This window comes from Rossellomorea aquimaris, from assembly GCF_001877785.1.
In the GTDB taxonomy this organism is placed as follows: domain Bacteria; phylum Bacillota; class Bacilli; order Bacillales; family Bacillaceae_B; genus Rossellomorea; species Rossellomorea aquimaris_A.
In genome coordinates this window covers 80,767-97,340 of record NZ_MINN01000106.1, presented here as the reverse complement: position 1 = coordinate 97,340, position 16,574 = coordinate 80,767, and the positions used below count along the sequence as shown (strand labels likewise).

Genomic DNA, 16,574 nt, shown 5'->3' with positions numbered 1-16,574 from the left:
AAGGATCGCGTGGAACCATTGTTCCGGCGATCCTTTTATACTGGCTGCTATTCTTTTAGTGCTTTGCCAGCGAGCATGGAAATGACCATGTCATCCATCGGCGGATTGTGGAGTCCTGCTCTTACGTCCCTGTAGTACCTTTGCATTGGATTTGATTTGAACAGGCTTCTGGCCCCTACGATCCGCATGGCGGTGTCGACAATCCGGAAAGCGCTGTTTGTCACGATATGTTTTACAGAGGCAAGCTCTGATGCCATCCCATGCCTCTTATCCGGTTCTTTATCCCACTTATCGGCGATTGAGTAAAGAATCTGCCTTACATTGAAGAGATCAAGTTCAATTTCGCCGATTTTCCTTCTGACCTCCGGAACGTCTTTGATTGGACCCGGCAGGCTGTTGGGAGAGTACTCTTTGGCAAAATGGACGGCTTCATTCCTGGCTGCAATCGCCACCCCTATATAACAGGCAGGAATATGAAGGAGCCAGGCTTTCGGCAGCTCCTCCCGGGAATCATGTGCATCACTGTCCCGTTCTACCAGGGCACTCCCTGCAACAGTTACATCCTGAAGGACGAGGTCATCACTGCCGGTACCTTTCATGGAGATGGTATCCCAGGTCTCTTCAATCGATACCCCTTCCTGAGTATGATCAATGAGAAAGAATCCTTTCTCGCCGGATTCACCGATTCGGGCCGACACTAAAGAATAATCCAGCACCCTGGCCATCGAGGTGAATGTTTTTCGACCGTTCAAAATCCATCCATCTCCGGTTTGGACCGCCTTTGTTTCAGGGAGCCCTCCCCTGGTCGGACTGCCGGTTGCAGGCTCCGTTGCCGCCCTGTTTATAAGCGCCTTGTCTTTGACTACTTTTGCACATAGGCTCTTAAACGTTTCTTCCTTCCAGGGACGGTTTTCAGAGAGTTCCATCAAACCTCCGAGATGCCAGCCGATTGACAGCGATGTGGCGGCATCTCCTGTGGCCAGCCTTTCCTGGAGCATCACAAGCTCATACAAGCTGATCTCTTCCCCGCCATATTCCCTTGGTACGCTCAAGGATCCATAACCTGATTTCTTTATATCAGAGAAATTTTCAAATGGGAAAGCCTCTTCCCTGTCAAACCTTTCAGCGCGTGCTGAAAATGTATCTGCGAGCTTCCCTGCCATTTCCAGCAGTTTTCGCTGGCGATCATTTTGAAGATATGAATCATATAAATCCACTTAAAATCCTCCTCTTCCGACATTGACTTACATCTATGATAATCAATCTATTTTCAGTACACAAAGATTTTGTCCTATTAAACTAATCAGATTAATTGAGTTTCGCAGGACACCGGCGAGATCCAAGAGCACACAAAAAAAACCTGCTGCATGTACGAACATACAACAGGTTCTAAAACTTATTAAGAAGCGTTCTCTTCTTTATCCACTTTGTATTCCTGTTCCCAAAACTCGGCGTTTTTGATACCAAGCTTTTTCGAGTTGAAGACAGGATCAAGCCCCTGCTTCTTCTGTGCTTCATAATCCTTGAGGGTACGAAGAGCAGGTTTTGCAAGGATCAGGATGGCGATAAGGTTGAGCCATACCATGATTCCAAGCCCGATATCCCCTAGAGCCCATGCAAGCGCCGCTTCTTTAACGGCTCCATAGAATGTGGCTCCAAGCAGGACAAGTTTTAGAATAAAAATGGCCGGTTTGGCGTTTCTGCCTTTCAATAAATACGCCACATTCGTTTCAGCCATATAGTAGTAAGCCATGATGGTTGTAAAGGCAAAGAAGAATAGTGCGACCGCAACGAACCCTGCACCGAAGCCCGGAATGACCGATTCAATCGCTGCCTGCGTATAAGCAGGACCCGCTTCGACGCCTTCCAGGTTCGTGACGATCGCAGTGCCATCAGTTTTTTCTACGTTATAGGCGCCTGTGAAAAGAATCATGAACGCCGTTGCCGAACAAACCAAAAGCGTATCGATGTAAACGGATGAAGCCTGTACCAAACCTTGCTTGGCGGGGTGGGAAACTTCAGCCGCAGCCGCATGGTGAGGTCCCGTACCCTGACCTGCTTCGTTGGAATAAACTCCGCGTTTTACTCCCCATGCAATTGCACTTCCGATGATTCCGCCGAATGCTGCGTCGGCACCGAATGCACTGCTGAAAATAAGCTTCAGTACTCCAGGAATCTCACCGATATTCATTCCAACGATCACTAGAGCCATAATGATGTATGCTATCGCCATGAAAGGTACGACATAAGAAGCCACACCGGCAATTCGCTTGACTCCCCCAAAGATGATCACGGCAAGAAGGATGACCAGCCCAATACCTGTTACGGATGTATTCACATTAAATGCATTATCGAGTCCCAGTGCGATGGAATTCGATTGAATCCCCGGCATCAATACCCCGATCGCAAGAAGTGTTGCCAATGAGAATAATACCGCATACCACTTCCAGCCGATCCCTTTCTCAATATAATACGCGGGCCCTCCTCGGTATTCCCCATCCTGTTTCACTTTATAAATTTGTGCCAGTGTCGATTCTATGAATGCGCTGCTCGCCCCTATGAAGGCGATGGCCCACATCCAGAATACCGCACCCGGTCCGCCGAACGCGATGGCGGTTGCAGTACCTGCGATATTCCCCGTTCCAACACGTCCCGACAAGGATAATGCCAGCGACTGGAATGAAGAGACCCCCGATGTCGAGCTGCCCCCTTTAAACATTTGAACCACCATGTCCTTAATCAGACGCACCTGCAAAAATCTTGTTAAGATAGAAAATAAAAGTCCTACACCTAAACAAAAGTAAATCATTACGGGTGACCATAGAATACCCACCAATTTGCCTACAATTTCTTCCACAGTGTTTCCCCCTTTTCCCCCTAAAATTATCTAACTATTAAGAATTATATTTTATTTGACACAAGTTAGACAATCTTTTTTTCTCCGTAAAAAAGCCGTTATACTCCAAAACCCTTACATAGCAGTACCCGGCCTGTATAAAAAATTTTTTGGGCAACCTAATGTCAAAAGGAGGTTAGATAATGTCGAGAAGAAAACTTTTAGTGCCGGAAGCCCGGCAGGCAATGGATCAGCTGAAAGCAAAGGTTGCGGGTGTAAGCGACCCGAAAGAAGCCAAGTTTGAAGCGGCCAGGGAGCAGGGAATCCCCCTGGATAAAGGCTACAACGGAAAACTGACTTCCGAACAGGCCGGGAAGATCGGCGGCCGGATGGGCGGGAATATGGTTAAGGAATTAGTGAGGATGGCGCAGGAAAATCTAAGTAAGAAGTGAAAAAAGGAAAATGAAAAGGGCTTCACCTTTATAAGGTTAAAGCCCTTTCTTATCTTTCAATATTTTCTTCAGCTCATCCAGGTCTTCATATACTTTTTCAAGCAGGGACCGGTTATAAAAGATGGACGCCGGATGAAAGGTCGGAAATATTGAATATTCCTCGTCACTGAGCGTCCACTCGTTTGTATCCATATCTTTCAGCCGGCGGACCGGCGCCTGGATCAGTCTCCCATGGACTTCAGAAATTTTATAGTTCTTACCAAGCAGCCTCTGTAGGCCGATGTTGCCGAGGGTTACGATCTGCTTAGGCTTTATATGGCGGATTTCATAATCGACAATCGGCGCATGGGCAAGCTGTTCCTTCATATTCGGGGCACGGTTGTATTTCTTTTCAATGATTTCTCCATCCGGTCCTTCTTTGTGTACGATTTTAAAAGGTCTGCTCCTCACGGTAGAAGTAAAATAAATATCCTCCCTTGAAACACCGAGGTATTCAAAAAACTCGTTCAGGACCTTTCCCGCCCTGCCGCTGAAAGGAATCCCATTATGAATTTCCGTTTCACCGGGCGCTTCCCCCACGATCATGATTTCTGGATCCTCAGGACCGCGGCCATAAACAAACCCTTCACAATTGTATGGATCCATTCTTTTTTTGCATTGTTCAACCAGATCTTTCGGCAGCACTTCCATCATCCTTTTCATCGGCCGCCCCTCAGCCAGCGGAACGCTCGGGTGGAAACGGCCACATCTTTGTTAGTTTCTTTATACCCAACCCGCCTCCCGCTTTACACATCCATATGTTTATTTCTTCTTTTGTTAAGGAATAGTATGGATATACCAGAACAAGGAGATGGCATTGATGAATCAAACTGAACTTAAACAGCAGATAATGAAAGTTCTTGAAGACAGCAAAGTGGGGACGCTGGCAACGGTGAAAGGCAGTAAGCCCCATTCCCGCTATATGACTTTTTTCAATGATGATCTTACTCTTTATACGCCTACAAGCAAAGAGACCCATAAAACGGAAGAAATCGAAGAGAACCCGAATGTCCATATCCTACTCGGGTATGAAGGCGAAGGATACGGGGATATTTTTGTTGAAATCCAGGGAAAGGCATCGATCGAAGAGTCCCAGGATTATAAAGATAAACTGTGGAATAGTCATATGGAAAAATGGTTCGACGGGAAAGACGACCCCAATTATATCGTGTTGAAAATCACTCCCGATGCCATTCGATTGATGAATGATGATGAAGGGTCGCCGCACACACTTGAATTGTAATGTTGACAAGTAATCTTATACATGATATATTTAGTTATTGTTAACTTGTGACATAATTAAAACGACTAGAGCAGATAATCTGTAATTCTATTCTGTTTTGATATGTACTTATTCACACTGGATCGGCTTCGGAGCCGTAAGGATGTAAGAGAGGTAGGGCTTACGTCGTTTAGGTTCATCAAACGACTCAAGGAATTGCCCGCGGCTGTTTATTATCTGAATACGTTTAAAGAAAATAAATATATTACTTGTGATGTTGCAAGTTACAGAACATGCCTTTCCGATTAAGGCATGATAGAGGGAGCACTGACAGGAAGTTCAGTCCCTCATCAATTTTAAAAGCCCTCAGGAAGCGCCGACGCTTCCTGGGGGCTTTGTCCATTTTATGGGAAGGCACATACAAAACTATGGTTACACTTCTAAGTATAGCCCCAAATTACCGCTAATGATTTCCGTGCAAGACTACGCTTTCCGCGGGTAGCCCGTGAGCCTCCTCGGCAAGCCTGCGGGAAGAAAAGCGGAAGGGCTTTGCTCAGAGGCGTGTGGCATAAGACGAATCGACCACGAAGGCGTTCTTTGCCTTCTTGGTCGGTTTGACTTATGACATGTGCCTCTAAGCCCTGCAGCTGGACAGGTCTCACATAAGCTACTCTTCCCGCAGGAGTCTTCGTCTTGCACTCCAATCAATCGCTAGAAAGGGCTAAACTCTGAATGTACTTCGAACAAATTAAAAACCCGAACTAATTTGCCCTATCTTTTGCAAATTAGTTCGGGTTTTACTTAGACTAAAACACTTTTGTCTTAGTATGTTTATTTAGACTAAGATATTTTTGTCCCCGCATCTTTCTTTACTAACAGGAAAGTATAACTTTAAATTTCAGGATTGGCCATCTCCTAACCTATCAAGACGTTTCGGGCATCCACTGAGGTCAAAGAACATTCACCTGTCAAATTAAGAGCGTTCTCGAAACTAACAAGACTCTTCATTTCCTTTTCTTATTAACTCGTCTCTTTCAACTGACTGTGATAGAGTCCGTGGTAAAAGCCTTTTTGTTTAAGAAGCTCTTCATGGGTTCCTTTTTCAATGATGCGCCCCTGGTCGAGGACGAGTATCTGGTCTGCCTGGCGGATCGTGTTCAACCTGTGAGCGACCACTACCGATGTACGGTCCTTCATCAAGTTTTTAAGCGCATCCTGGATCTTCATCTCCGTGATGGTATCGATGCTTGAGGTGGCTTCATCGAGTATGAGGATCGATGGATCTGACAGGATGGCCCGCGCGATCGACAGCAGCTGCTTCTGTCCCTGGCTTATTCCGCTGCCGTCATTCCTGAGGACTGAGTTATATCCTTTCGGCATCTTCTCGATGAAGGAATGAGCATTCGCCAATTTTGCGGCCTCCACCACTTCCGTATCAGAAGCATGAAGCCTTCCGTAGCGGATATTTTCCATGATCGTTCCCTGAAAAAGGAAGCTGTCCTGAAGCACAAACCCAAGCTGCCTTCGAAGACTTTTACGGGTGATCGTCTCGATATCCCGGCCGTCGATCAATATCCTGCCTTGATTATGATCATAAAAGCGCGATAACAAGTTCGTGATCGTCGTCTTCCCAGCACCTGTCGGACCGACGAGAGCCACCGTTTCACCCGGGCTGATGCAAAAAGAAACATCCTGAAGGGTCGAATCATCCTGTCCATAAGAAAAATGAACGTTCTGGAATTCAATCTTCCCGCGGAGGGAATGTATTTCTTCCGCGTTCTCTTCGTCCCTTGCTTCTTCCTCTTCATCAATGACCTGAAACACACGCTCCGCCCCTGCAATGGCTGATAACAATGTATTATATTGATTGGCGAGTTCATTGAGCGGTCGGGTGAACTGCCTTGCATATTCAGCGAAAATGACAATCACACCGATCGTAACCATACCATTCAGCGCTAAGATCCCCCCGACGCCTGCGATGACGGCAAAGCTCAGGTTGTTCAGCATATTCATCAATTTAGGGATGAAACCTGAATAGGTATCTGCCCAATATGCCGCCGCCCGGAGTTTTTTATTTTTCCCTTGGAATTCATCAATCGCAGTCTCTTCCCGCGAAAACGTCTTAATGATGCTGTGTCCGGAAATCGTTTCTTCAATATACCCATTCAATTCACCTATATTGTGCTGATATTGCCTGAACAACGGACCTGTCCGCTTGGTGATCCATTTCATCCCCAGTACCATTAGCGGGACGATCGTGAGCGTGATCAGTGTCAAGAGAGGACTGAGCCACAGCATGACCACTGCGGTTCCACCCAGTGTCAGCACACTTGAAATGATCTGGATGAAAGAACTGTTCAATGTATTACTGACATTATCAATATCATTCGTGACCCTGCTCATGAGCTCCCCGTGCTTTCTTTTATCAAAAAAAGGGATCGACAGCAGATGCAGCCGGTGGAACAAATCCTTCCTCAACCGGTAGACGGTGTCCTGGGCCACACCGATCATCCAGTAGTTCTGGAACCAGACAGATGCCGAGTGAAGGATGTAGACGATCACCAGGCCTGCAAGAAGGACGATGATCCCTGAGGCATCTTTCGTGACGATGAAATCATCAATGGCCCTGCCCACCATAAACGGGCCCAGAAGGGAGGCTGCAGAACTTACGATCACCATCAGGATTACCAGATAAAGCAGGCCTTTCATTTTTGACAGATAGATCCATAATCTTCGCAGTGTCCCTTTTGTATCCCTCGCTTTGTCATCCTTGCCGAGCTTTTTCCTCATATGCCTGGACATGGTGCACCTCCCCGAACTGAGATTGATAAATCCGTTGATAGAGTCCCGATTCTTTCAGAAGAGTGTCATGGGATCCGTTCCCGATGACCACTCCGTCTTCGAGAAGAAGGATGGCATCCGACTCCATCGCCGTGCTGATTTTTTGTGTGATGATGATGGTGGTGCAATCATATTTCTTGATCGCTTCCAGCAGTTTCGCTTCCGTCTTCAGATCAAGTGCACTCGTGCTGTCATCCAGCAGGAGAATTTTCGGTCGCCTGATCAGTGCCCTTGCAATCGACAGCCTCTGCTTCTGGCCTCCCGAAAGGTTCACTCCCTTCTGCCCCAGTTCCGTATCATATCCATCCTTCAGGTTCTCTATCGTATCGTGGATCTGGGCATCCTTGGCAGCCTGGATCATTTCTTCATCAGAAGCATGCTCTTTTCCCCATAAAAGATTTTCCCTCACCGAACCGGAAAAGAGGACCGCTTCCTGAGGAACATACCCGATACTCTTTCTCAGATTTTCCAAAGTAAACGATTGCAGCGGATGGCCGTCTATCTTAATTTCACCTTCCGTCGTGTCATACATTCTCGGAATCAGTTGAAACAGCGTTGACTTCCCTGAACCGGTCGCCCCTAGCACAGATACGGTCTCACCTGCTTCGGCATGAAAAGAGACACCCTGAAGGACAAGGCCCCTCGTTTCAGGATATTGAAAGGAAACTCTATCGAACATAACTTCCCCGCCGGTGACTTTATTTTCAATGCATGCTTCTTGTCCGTCCCTTAAATCAACTTCCGTATTCAGCACCTCTTCCACCCGGTCCGCAGATGCACGCGCCCGCGAGAAACTCGTGATGATAAATGAAAAGATGGAAAATACGGAAGAAATCCTCGTCGCATATGTAACGATCGCCACGACCTCGCCCACCTGCGCGCCGCCGGTATTTACCGCAGCACTCCCTGACCAGAGGATGATCAATATGGCGCCGTTCATCACCAGCATCAAAAGGGGCATGATGATTTCCATGAACCTCAGGGCGCTCACGGTTCTGTCCTTTAAATCTTCATTGGCGCCGTGGAATCGTTTTTCCTCATGCTCTCCCCTTGTATAGGCTTTAATGAGCCTGATGCCGGACAGGTTTTCCTTCATCACTTCATTTACCCGGTCAAGCCGCTTCTGCACCTTTTCAAATAAACTCCATCCTCTCTTGAGGACCCACAATAAGAACAGCCACAGGACAGGGATCACGATAAGCAGGATGATGGCCAGCTTCACGTTTACGATCAAAGCCATGATTGCCGAGCCGACGACAAGCAGCGGTGCCCTGAGCATGATTCGTAAACTCATGAAAATCGTGTTCTGGAGCTGCCTCACGTCATTTGTCAGCCGCGTGATGAGCGATGATGCAGGCAGCCGGTTGAAACTCGCAAACGAAAACGATTGTATTTTTTTATATAAACTTTCACGCACATCATACCCGAATCCCTGGCTCGTATGGGCAGCAAAGAACGAATTCGTCACACCGGAAAGAAATGAAAGAAACGACATTCCGACCATGATCCCGCCCCATAACAGGACCACATCCATATCTTCTTTCAAGATTCCCTGATCAATGATCTTCGCCATGAATAATGGATTCAATAGCTCAACTGCGAGCTCTATAAGCATCAATGTCCATGCAATACCCATCGCCCATCTATAAGGCTTCAAAAAACCGATTATCCTCAATATCCACACCCCTTACACTCTCGTTCTTATCATATGTATATATGTACCATGATATCGCTTTTTAATGTTGGTGGGTAGTTTGGTGACTTCAATATAATAAGGTCACAAGTCCCCTCTCTTCCCGCAGTACACGGAGGAAAGGTTCCACGTGAAACTTTTTCTGAACTTTCAAGTGTAGAACCCGCTGTATAAGGAAAGTGGCCGGGACCAAGGTATTTGAATCAAAGTAAAACCCGAACTAATTTGCACACGATGAGGCAAATCAGTTCGGGTTTATAATTGTTCACATTACATTTAGTTTTTCCAGCCTATCTAGCGGTTGATTGGAGTGCAAGGCGAAGACTCCTGCGGGAAGAGCAGCTTATTAGAAAAGCGGAAGAGCTTTGCTCAGAGGCGTGTGGCATAAGACGAATCGACCACGAAGGCGCTCTTTGCCTTCTTGGTCGGTTTGACTTATGCCATTTGCCTCTAAGCCCTGCAGCTGGACAAGGGAGACCCCGCAGGAGCGCAGCGACGAGGAGGCTCACGTGCTACCCGCGGAAAGCGAAGTCTTGCACGGAAATCATTAGCGGTATAAAAAACCTATACTGATATTGTTCGTCTTTATATTGTAGCTTTTTAGTTTAGTCCCTTCCCCCTGGCTTACTCGATCATCAGCGATCTTTCTTTTTTAAAATCATCCAGCGAGTACGCATCAATCTTTTGATTGGATAACGTATACACATGATCGTCGATATAGAGGAGGCGCTGGACATTATTCTCCCAGCTTTCATAGATATCCTTCTGCCTTCCTTCTTCAGCAGTCAGCTCCGCTTTTAATTCAATCCCGTTTTCGGGAGTGATTTCATATAGCAGCGCACCCTGGTAATCAAATATCTGCTCGTATTCGCTCCCTTCTTTGTCATGATAGACAGAGATGGGAAATCCATATAAATTCCTTGAAGGCTCATGAAAGAGAGCTTTATGATCCTCCATAAGGAGTGAATGGGTCCCTGCCCCGCCGATAATCTCCGCATCTGCTTCCTTAGGATTGTTGAAATCCGTGATGTCGAACAAAGAGATTTTCATACCGTTCCGTGAGATCCGGGGCTCACCGTTAAATGTTTTACCATCATCCATGATCTTGGTATCGAACCCGAAACCGATCAAATGATCTTCTCCGATTGGATGGAGATACGTACTGAAACCGGGAATCTTCAATTCCCCGAGGACCTTTGGCTGCTCCGGGTCGGCCGTGTCGATGACAAACAGCGGATCAACCTGCTTGAACGTGACGATATATGCCTTATCCCCCATGAATCTTACGGAATAAATCCGCTCACCCTTGGCCAGATCCGTGACTTCACCCGTTTTCTTCATGTTTTCGTCCAAAATATAAAGGGCATTCGAAGATGGCCGGTCCTCGTTCCATACCTCTCCATCCGTTGTGGCAATCCTGAAAAACCCTTCATGTTCATCCATAGAAAACTGATTCAGGATCCTTCCCGGCACATTTCCGGAAGCTTTATATGTCACATGTGAATCTTTCACCCCAAATTGATATACTTCTGTACTTGATACATCCCCTTTGTCCGGATCACCAGCCTTTTCAACGGCAATATAAAGATTTTCTCTCGACATATACATCCCGTTTCCGCTTCCAAGATATGTCTGAACATTGAATTCCCCTTTCGGATCAGCGATGTCGAGCGCTGCAATCATGGTATAGTTCGGCTGCATCGACTGCGGGAAGTACTTGATCCGGCTGAGCGGAATGGGTGTGAGTCTTTCTCCGGACTCACTATCCATCACCCGCGGTCTCAAATCGATATCGGAGTTCTTGTCGGCCATCCAGTAATCGGGATACAAATTGGCTATGAAATAAATTGTATCCCCTATTTTCCTGGACGTCATATAATGCCCTTCCACCTCAACCTTCCTTACAAACTCCGGTTTATCTTTATCAGCGACATCATAAATCATGGCAAAAGCGGTGCCTTGTACCGGGCGCCGGATCATGTCTTCCGCTGCTTTTGTGTCCCCGTAATGAGTCCAGCTGTCACCGATCACCACTACCTTGTTCCTATCCAGGAATAAATGCCGTGGATCGATGTTTTCTTTAAAAGGAATCCTCGAGACAACTTCCATGCTGCCGGCCGGAACTGCCTTTGAGATGACAAGTTCCCCGTTTTTCACCTGATAGATATATGTCCCATCTGTTTTGACGATATCCCCTTCATCCACACCCTGAACCTGGTTATTCGTTTCCGAGTGGGGGGATCCGGAACTTTCCCCGGATGCTGCCTTGTCTTCGGATGACTCGGTGCGGCTGTTTTGGAAAAGGCTGAACTCTGCTTTTTGCTGTGCTTTTTGTCTTTTTACGATGGTTTTAAAATAATTGGCCAATTCTTTCTTAGACTCGAACGCAGGGAGGCTCTCCGTAACGGCAAAGGTCAAATTTGTGTCTCCACCGTAGGAAAATCCCAAATCCGTCTTGAGGCCGGAGGTGACTGAAAGAGTGAAATGGCTGGGTTCATCCGGATAACCGCCGGCAGGGGGCTGGACATAAAGAGATTTACGATCATCGTCAAGCCTGAACGAAACGTCTACTTTGCGGCCATCAGAATCCTTGACTGAAATGTTTTTGGGATTGACAGTACTTTTCCTGACCGGGGTTGAAAATTGAAGGCTCCACGGATTTTCCTCCATCACCGTCAGCTTTCCGTCAATACTTCCCTCTGCCATGACCGATGGCTTTTGCAGATAAATATAAAATCCGGCAGCAGCACACAATACGATACCCGCAAGGATAAAGAGATAGGGCTTCTTCATTTGGTTGACCCACCTTTATGTTCTATTTTCATATTAGACGGATGGAGTGGAAGAAAGTTACAATGGATTCTCCCCGTAAAAATCCGGCATAAAAAAAAGACCCTGTACCAAGGTCTAATTGAGCTGCTTACCTCATTCTCCGTGCACTTGCATTGAACCTGGCATTGCGTATGATTTGGTTGATGACTTCCGAAAAGATGAGCCCGACCGCGATCGAACCCGAAATCATGAACGCCTTTGCAGCAAGGGTGATTGCCGCATTGTAGTCATTTTCCACGAAGTTTCTCATGGCATCATAAGCAAGGCCGCCCGGCACAAGCGGGATGATCCCCGCCACACTGAAAATGATGACAGGTGTTTTGTACATTTTTGCAAAGAACTGACTGATGACCGCTACAACAAATGATGCGAGCAGCGTAGCCAGGACCGCATCCGTTTCATTCAGAAACATCAGCATATAAATGACCCATCCGAGCATTCCGACGATCCCGCATTTGAACAGGGACTTTTTCGGCGCGTTAAAAATGATGCCGAATGCTGCAGCGGCAATGAAACTGGTGATCAGATGGTTAATGATGAACATTCCCTATTCACTCCTTAAAAATCATGTACGGTATTATATGATGGTGAATACTACCGCGATGCCGGTTCCGATCGCAAACGCGGTCAAAAACGCTTCCGCTCCTTTAGACAATCCCGACACCAGATGGCCTGCCATCAGGTCGCGGACGGCATTTGTGATCAGAAGCCCGGGTACAAGCGGCATGACCGAACCGATGATGATCTTATCCAGCTCCTGTCCCGCCCCGAAGTGGACAAAGATAAAGGAAAGAATCCCGATGATGAATGACGCAAGGAACTCTGCAAAGAATTTAATCGGAACGAGGCGGTGCAAATACACCACACTCATATAGCCGGCCCCTCCCGTAATAAATGCAGGGATAAAATCATCCCAGCTTCCAAGGAACATGATAAGGAAACATCCGCTCGCAATCGACGCGGCAAGCACCTGGATCAAAAAAGAATACGAATGATCCGCTTTTTCGAGTTCTTCAAGCTCACTGTATGCCTGTTCTATGCTGTATAAGCCCTCACTGATCTTCCTCGAAATTCCGTTCACAAGGGTGACCTTTTCAAGGTCGGTCGACCGCTCATTGATGCGGATCAGCTTTGTCTTAGTCGGTTCATCGGTCTCGATGGAAAAGATAATTCCGGTCGGCGTTACATAGCTGTGAGATTCTTTGATCCCATAGGAAGCCGCGATTCTCATCATCGTATCCTCCACGCGATACGTTTCCGCCCCGCTCTGCAGCATGATCTTTCCTGCCAGCAGGCAAACTTCCATTATGTCATATCTGCGTATCATTTTTGCTTCCATAAGAATCTCTCCATGCTCATTTTTTGAATAGGTCTAGTTTATAGGATAAGTGGGCCTCTAAGCAATGAAGAGCACGAAAAAAACCGACCCCGGGTTGGGATCGGCTGGCCTTACAGGTATTTATGAAGCTTTCCGCTGATCATGCTGCACCCTCACACCCTGACTGATCAAGCGCGGAGCAGTCGCAATTAAGAGGACAAGCACGATTGAGCACAGCAATGCGGAACCGAGCATCGTCACCCCGTTTGCAAATAGCGAGAAAAGGACCGGCGACATCCCTTCCGGAGCATACTCTTTAAAGAAAATGAAGCCTGCGATGAAATGCCAGAAATAACGGGCCGCACTGCCAAGGACGGTTGCTGCGATAATCCAGGCATAAACCTTGGACTTGCTGCCTGAGCGCAGTGACTGCTGGATGCGGTTTAAAAAGACACCCGCAAAGCCAATGAACGTAAAGGCAATGAAATACTCAATGATCATTTGAACAGGAGTGACAATCCATGCATTGCCGAGCGCCACCTGAAGGACACCCCACACAAATCCGGCCAGCAGGCTCGCTTTCACTCCTCTCCGAAATGCCAGTATGAAGATGGGCACCATCGAGAATGAAATGGAAATACTCGGCGAAAGATCAATCGACGGCAGCAGGTCCAGAATCAACGCAAATGCAGCCATCAATGCAGCTTCGATCATGACGACCAAACTTAAAGATTTCATAAAAAAAAATCTCCCCTTCTTTTAAAACGAAACCATAAGGGAGAGTCAGTCAATTCAAATAGGCATAGTGATCCTATATCATCCACATTCCTACGCTAGTACTAACTAACAGGTTCAAAGGGTCAGAACAGGCAGTGCCGTTCACTCTCAGCAAATCGCTCCCCTTGTGGTCACGTTTATTAAATTATAATTCAGTACGTATTATACACGAAAACATTAAATAGTAAAAGAAATTGCGGACATGAAATTGAAGGAAACGATCAAGGACTTTCATTAAGCGGATCGTGCAGGATGATGACCGGCATCGACTTAGGGGCAACCATGAAACCATATACTCTGCCTTCTTTATCTTTATAGGCAACAGAGTAATCACCGAATTGCGGAGAAAACTCCACGTCTTCGTATTCAAGGTCGAGATGGTTATACTTCCATCCCACATAAAGCTTGGTGGCCGCTCGGGCAGTAAAGTGTTGAACAAACGTAATCTGGTTGGCAGCGATAAATAGAATAATGGCAGCAACTGAAATGGTTACCTTACTTGCTCTGGACAACCTCAGCATCCATTCCCTCCTTTCTACGGAAACGATTCTGAATCTTCCGTGTATTATCTCTATTATATACCTATTCAGGAGGACATGACAAAAGAGCTACTTTTTGAACTCTTTTAAAATAAGCATAATGCTCCCGTATCACCATGCCTGGAAGGGCCTTCCATGAGACGACAGCCCTCCCGAATATCCCAAACAGTCGTTTAACTCTTCCAACCCTTGCAGCGCAAGGCTCAGGCTCTTTTAATCAAACGTTTGTTTAATCTTCAAAAGCGGAAAGCATCCTGGATAATCCGCTGTCCAGTTCATCGATCGGGACAAACCGTGCCTTTCTCATCATTTCTTTTCCTTCTATAAATACTATCAAAACGGGTACCGTAAAGATCGAGTATTCCCCTGCAATCCCGGGGATTTCTTCAGCATCCGCATGGATGGCCGTTATGCTTGGGTACTTTTTCAACACCACTTCCACCTGCGGCAGCAAAGCATGGCACACAGAGCAATTCGGCCGTGATATATATAAAAGCACCATTTTTTCTGAATGAACCGTATTCTTAATTTCTTCAAGGGTATGTTGCTCTTTCACCTTCCATCCCTTCCTTTCTGCATGAACTGTTATGGTTATCTATTCCCTATTCTGCCCCTCTGAAATCGCGGGGCTGGGCATGTTTATCTTTTTACAAAACGGGAAAAGTACGACTGTATTCAAAAACGATAAATGATAATGGAGGAGATCCACTTGAAACCAACTGTTAAGGAATTCTACAACGATAAGGAATTGATTTCTGAAGTTGAAAAACTATCTTCTCAAGGCATAAGCAAAAAGAATTTATATGTATTATCACATGACGATGACCGCACGGAGCGTGTGGCCGACAATGCGAATGCGAATGAAATCGGCGCAAGGGAAACAGGCATCGGTACAGCTGTCGGGAATATGATCGTAAGCAAAGGCGACGAACTGCGCAACCAGCTGCAGGAGATGGGCTTTTCAAAAGAAGAAGCCGATCAGTACGAAGAAAAGCTGGATGAAGGCAAGATTTTGCTGTTGGTTCAGGACTGATTTTGGGGAAATTCCAGGCGTCATGAACGGCCTAGCTGATCCGGCTTGATAAATCGATTCCTTGAACGGCCCGGCTGTCTTGATTTGAGAAGTCGATTCTTAGGCACTGTACCGTCTCATGGGGCCGAGTAATATAGTTAATAATGAACGAAAGGATGAGCCCGCAGGTTGGGTTCATCCTTTTTCATTTCCTATTTCAAAAATGTAGACCACACCATTTTGCGGCCGTCTGAATGCCGGACCCGAAAACCCGCGCCTGATCAGTTCCTTTCTCATGAACATCATTACCCCGCCGTGTCCGACAATCAATACATCCTGATTCTCTGAGATGACCCTGTCTAAGACTTTATTTATCTTTTCCAAAACCTCTTTCTTGCTTACAGCCTGTGATGGATGGTTGAACCACCATGCCAGGCGGATGCCAAGCAAATGAATGAACAGCGGCAGCTTCATCTTCGGCGGAAAGAGCGGTGATAATGGAACCTCCCTTAATTCATCCAAGAAGATGATGTCCCTGTCGTAGACGCTGCGTGCCGTGACCTCCGCCCTGCTCATGCTGCTCGAATAGCAGGACTTCCATTCGATCCCGTTCAGATCCACTTCATTCTCTTCTACTTCGGAAGCTTCATATTCTTCCACCCACTTCATCAATTCAGCCGAGGACACGATAGAATTCGGGTATCCTCTTTTTACTTTGAAGTGTCTGATTAGTCCGATTTTCATTTGAGGGCTCCTTTGGGGGTTTTGGTGATGGTTATGTATGTTCCTTTGTTTATCGTTATGGTTCGAGTCGTATAGGTGTTTTCCAGCTAATCATGATCCAGTCACATAGTTGAGGTCGCATGGCCGCCGTCTGTTAATTAGAATCATTCTTAAAGGATCATATATTTCGAAAATGGATCATATATTTCGAAAATGGATCATAAATTAACAGAATGGAACGTATTTCTCCAGAATGGATCATAAATCCTGAAACTGGATCATATCTACAA

Annotated in this window: 15 protein-coding genes and 1 riboswitch; of the genes, 3 read left to right on the top strand and 12 right to left on the bottom strand. The window is 46.5% G+C overall.

Annotated elements, in window-relative coordinates:
• Positions 1-47: 47 nt before the first annotated feature.
• Positions 48-1,217 (bottom strand): acyl-CoA dehydrogenase family protein, encoded by a 1,170-nt coding sequence (locus BHE18_RS15385; RefSeq protein ID WP_071619410.1) that lies wholly within the window; start codon positions 1,215-1,217, stop codon positions 48-50.
• A 182-nt stretch (positions 1,218-1,399) separates the two neighbouring features.
• Positions 1,400-2,809, bottom strand: a complete 1,410-nt coding sequence (locus BHE18_RS15380) for an alanine/glycine:cation symporter family protein (RefSeq protein ID WP_440480396.1) — start codon at positions 2,807-2,809, stop codon at positions 1,400-1,402.
• A gap of 230 nt (positions 2,810-3,039) precedes the next feature.
• Between BHE18_RS15380 and BHE18_RS15375 the strand changes: the two genes are divergently transcribed.
• A complete protein-coding gene (locus BHE18_RS15375) occupies positions 3,040-3,288 on the top strand; it encodes an alpha/beta-type small acid-soluble spore protein (RefSeq protein ID WP_071619408.1) in 249 nt (82 codons plus the stop codon).
• A gap of 36 nt (positions 3,289-3,324) precedes the next feature.
• Here BHE18_RS15375 and BHE18_RS15370 read toward each other — a convergent pair whose 3' ends face one another.
• A complete protein-coding gene (locus BHE18_RS15370; protein WP_071619647.1) occupies positions 3,325-3,981 on the bottom strand; it encodes a uracil-DNA glycosylase in 657 nt (218 codons plus the stop codon).
• Positions 3,982-4,147: 166 nt separating this feature from the next.
• On the opposite strand from BHE18_RS15370, the gene BHE18_RS15365 reads away from it, so the two are divergent.
• Positions 4,148-4,570: a pyridoxamine 5'-phosphate oxidase family protein gene (locus tag BHE18_RS15365; RefSeq protein WP_071619407.1), complete on the top strand. Its 423-nt coding sequence runs from the start codon at positions 4,148-4,150 to the stop codon at positions 4,568-4,570.
• A 999-nt stretch (positions 4,571-5,569) separates the two neighbouring features.
• On the opposite strand, the gene BHE18_RS15360 is transcribed toward BHE18_RS15365, so the two are convergent.
• The 8 genes from BHE18_RS15360 to BHE18_RS15325 form a co-directional block, all read right to left on the bottom strand.
• Positions 5,570-7,351, bottom strand: a complete 1,782-nt coding sequence (locus BHE18_RS15360) for an ABC transporter ATP-binding protein (protein ID WP_071619406.1) — start codon at positions 7,349-7,351, stop codon at positions 5,570-5,572.
• Positions 7,314-9,068 carry an ABC transporter ATP-binding protein gene (locus tag BHE18_RS15355; RefSeq protein WP_071619646.1) on the bottom strand — a complete coding sequence of 585 codons (1,755 nt, stop codon included), beginning with the start codon at positions 9,066-9,068 and terminating at the stop codon, positions 7,314-7,316. Before BHE18_RS15355 ends, BHE18_RS15360 begins: the two co-directional genes overlap by 38 nt.
• 639 nt (positions 9,069-9,707) lie before the next feature.
• Entirely contained in the window at positions 9,708-11,876 is a 2,169-nt protein-coding gene (locus BHE18_RS15350; RefSeq protein ID WP_071619405.1) for a beta-propeller domain-containing protein, read from the bottom strand.
• 127 nt (positions 11,877-12,003) lie between these two features.
• On the bottom strand, positions 12,004-12,459 hold the full coding sequence (locus tag BHE18_RS15345) for a threonine/serine exporter family protein (protein ID WP_032085500.1): 456 nt from the start codon (positions 12,457-12,459) through the stop codon (positions 12,004-12,006).
• Between the two features lie 33 nt (positions 12,460-12,492).
• Entirely contained in the window at positions 12,493-13,254 is a 762-nt protein-coding gene (locus BHE18_RS15340) for a threonine/serine exporter family protein (RefSeq protein ID WP_071619404.1), read from the bottom strand.
• 120 nt (positions 13,255-13,374) lie between these two features.
• The gene (thiT, locus tag BHE18_RS15335; protein ID WP_071619403.1) at positions 13,375-13,971 is read right to left on the bottom strand and encodes an energy-coupled thiamine transporter ThiT; all 597 of its coding nucleotides are present in this window, start codon (positions 13,969-13,971) and stop codon (positions 13,375-13,377) included.
• A gap of 70 nt (positions 13,972-14,041) precedes the next feature.
• Positions 14,042-14,146, bottom strand: a riboswitch (TPP riboswitch).
• Between the two features lie 85 nt (positions 14,147-14,231).
• Positions 14,232-14,531 carry a hypothetical protein gene (locus BHE18_RS15330; protein ID WP_032085497.1) on the bottom strand — a complete coding sequence of 100 codons (300 nt, stop codon included), beginning with the start codon at positions 14,529-14,531 and terminating at the stop codon, positions 14,232-14,234.
• Between the two features lie 247 nt (positions 14,532-14,778).
• Positions 14,779-15,105 carry a thioredoxin family protein gene (locus BHE18_RS15325; protein WP_071619402.1) on the bottom strand — a complete coding sequence of 109 codons (327 nt, stop codon included), beginning with the start codon at positions 15,103-15,105 and terminating at the stop codon, positions 14,779-14,781.
• 153 nt (positions 15,106-15,258) lie between these two features.
• Here BHE18_RS15325 and BHE18_RS15320 point away from each other — a divergent pair, with 153 nt between their 5' ends.
• Complete coding sequence (locus BHE18_RS15320; protein ID WP_071619401.1) at positions 15,259-15,582, top strand: general stress protein; 324 nt, start codon at positions 15,259-15,261, stop codon at positions 15,580-15,582.
• Positions 15,583-15,756: 174 nt separating this feature from the next.
• Here BHE18_RS15320 and BHE18_RS15315 read toward each other — a convergent pair whose 3' ends face one another.
• On the bottom strand, positions 15,757-16,305 hold the full coding sequence (locus BHE18_RS15315; RefSeq protein ID WP_071619400.1) for a histidine phosphatase family protein: 549 nt from the start codon (positions 16,303-16,305) through the stop codon (positions 15,757-15,759).
• Positions 16,306-16,574: the final 269 nt, after the last annotated feature.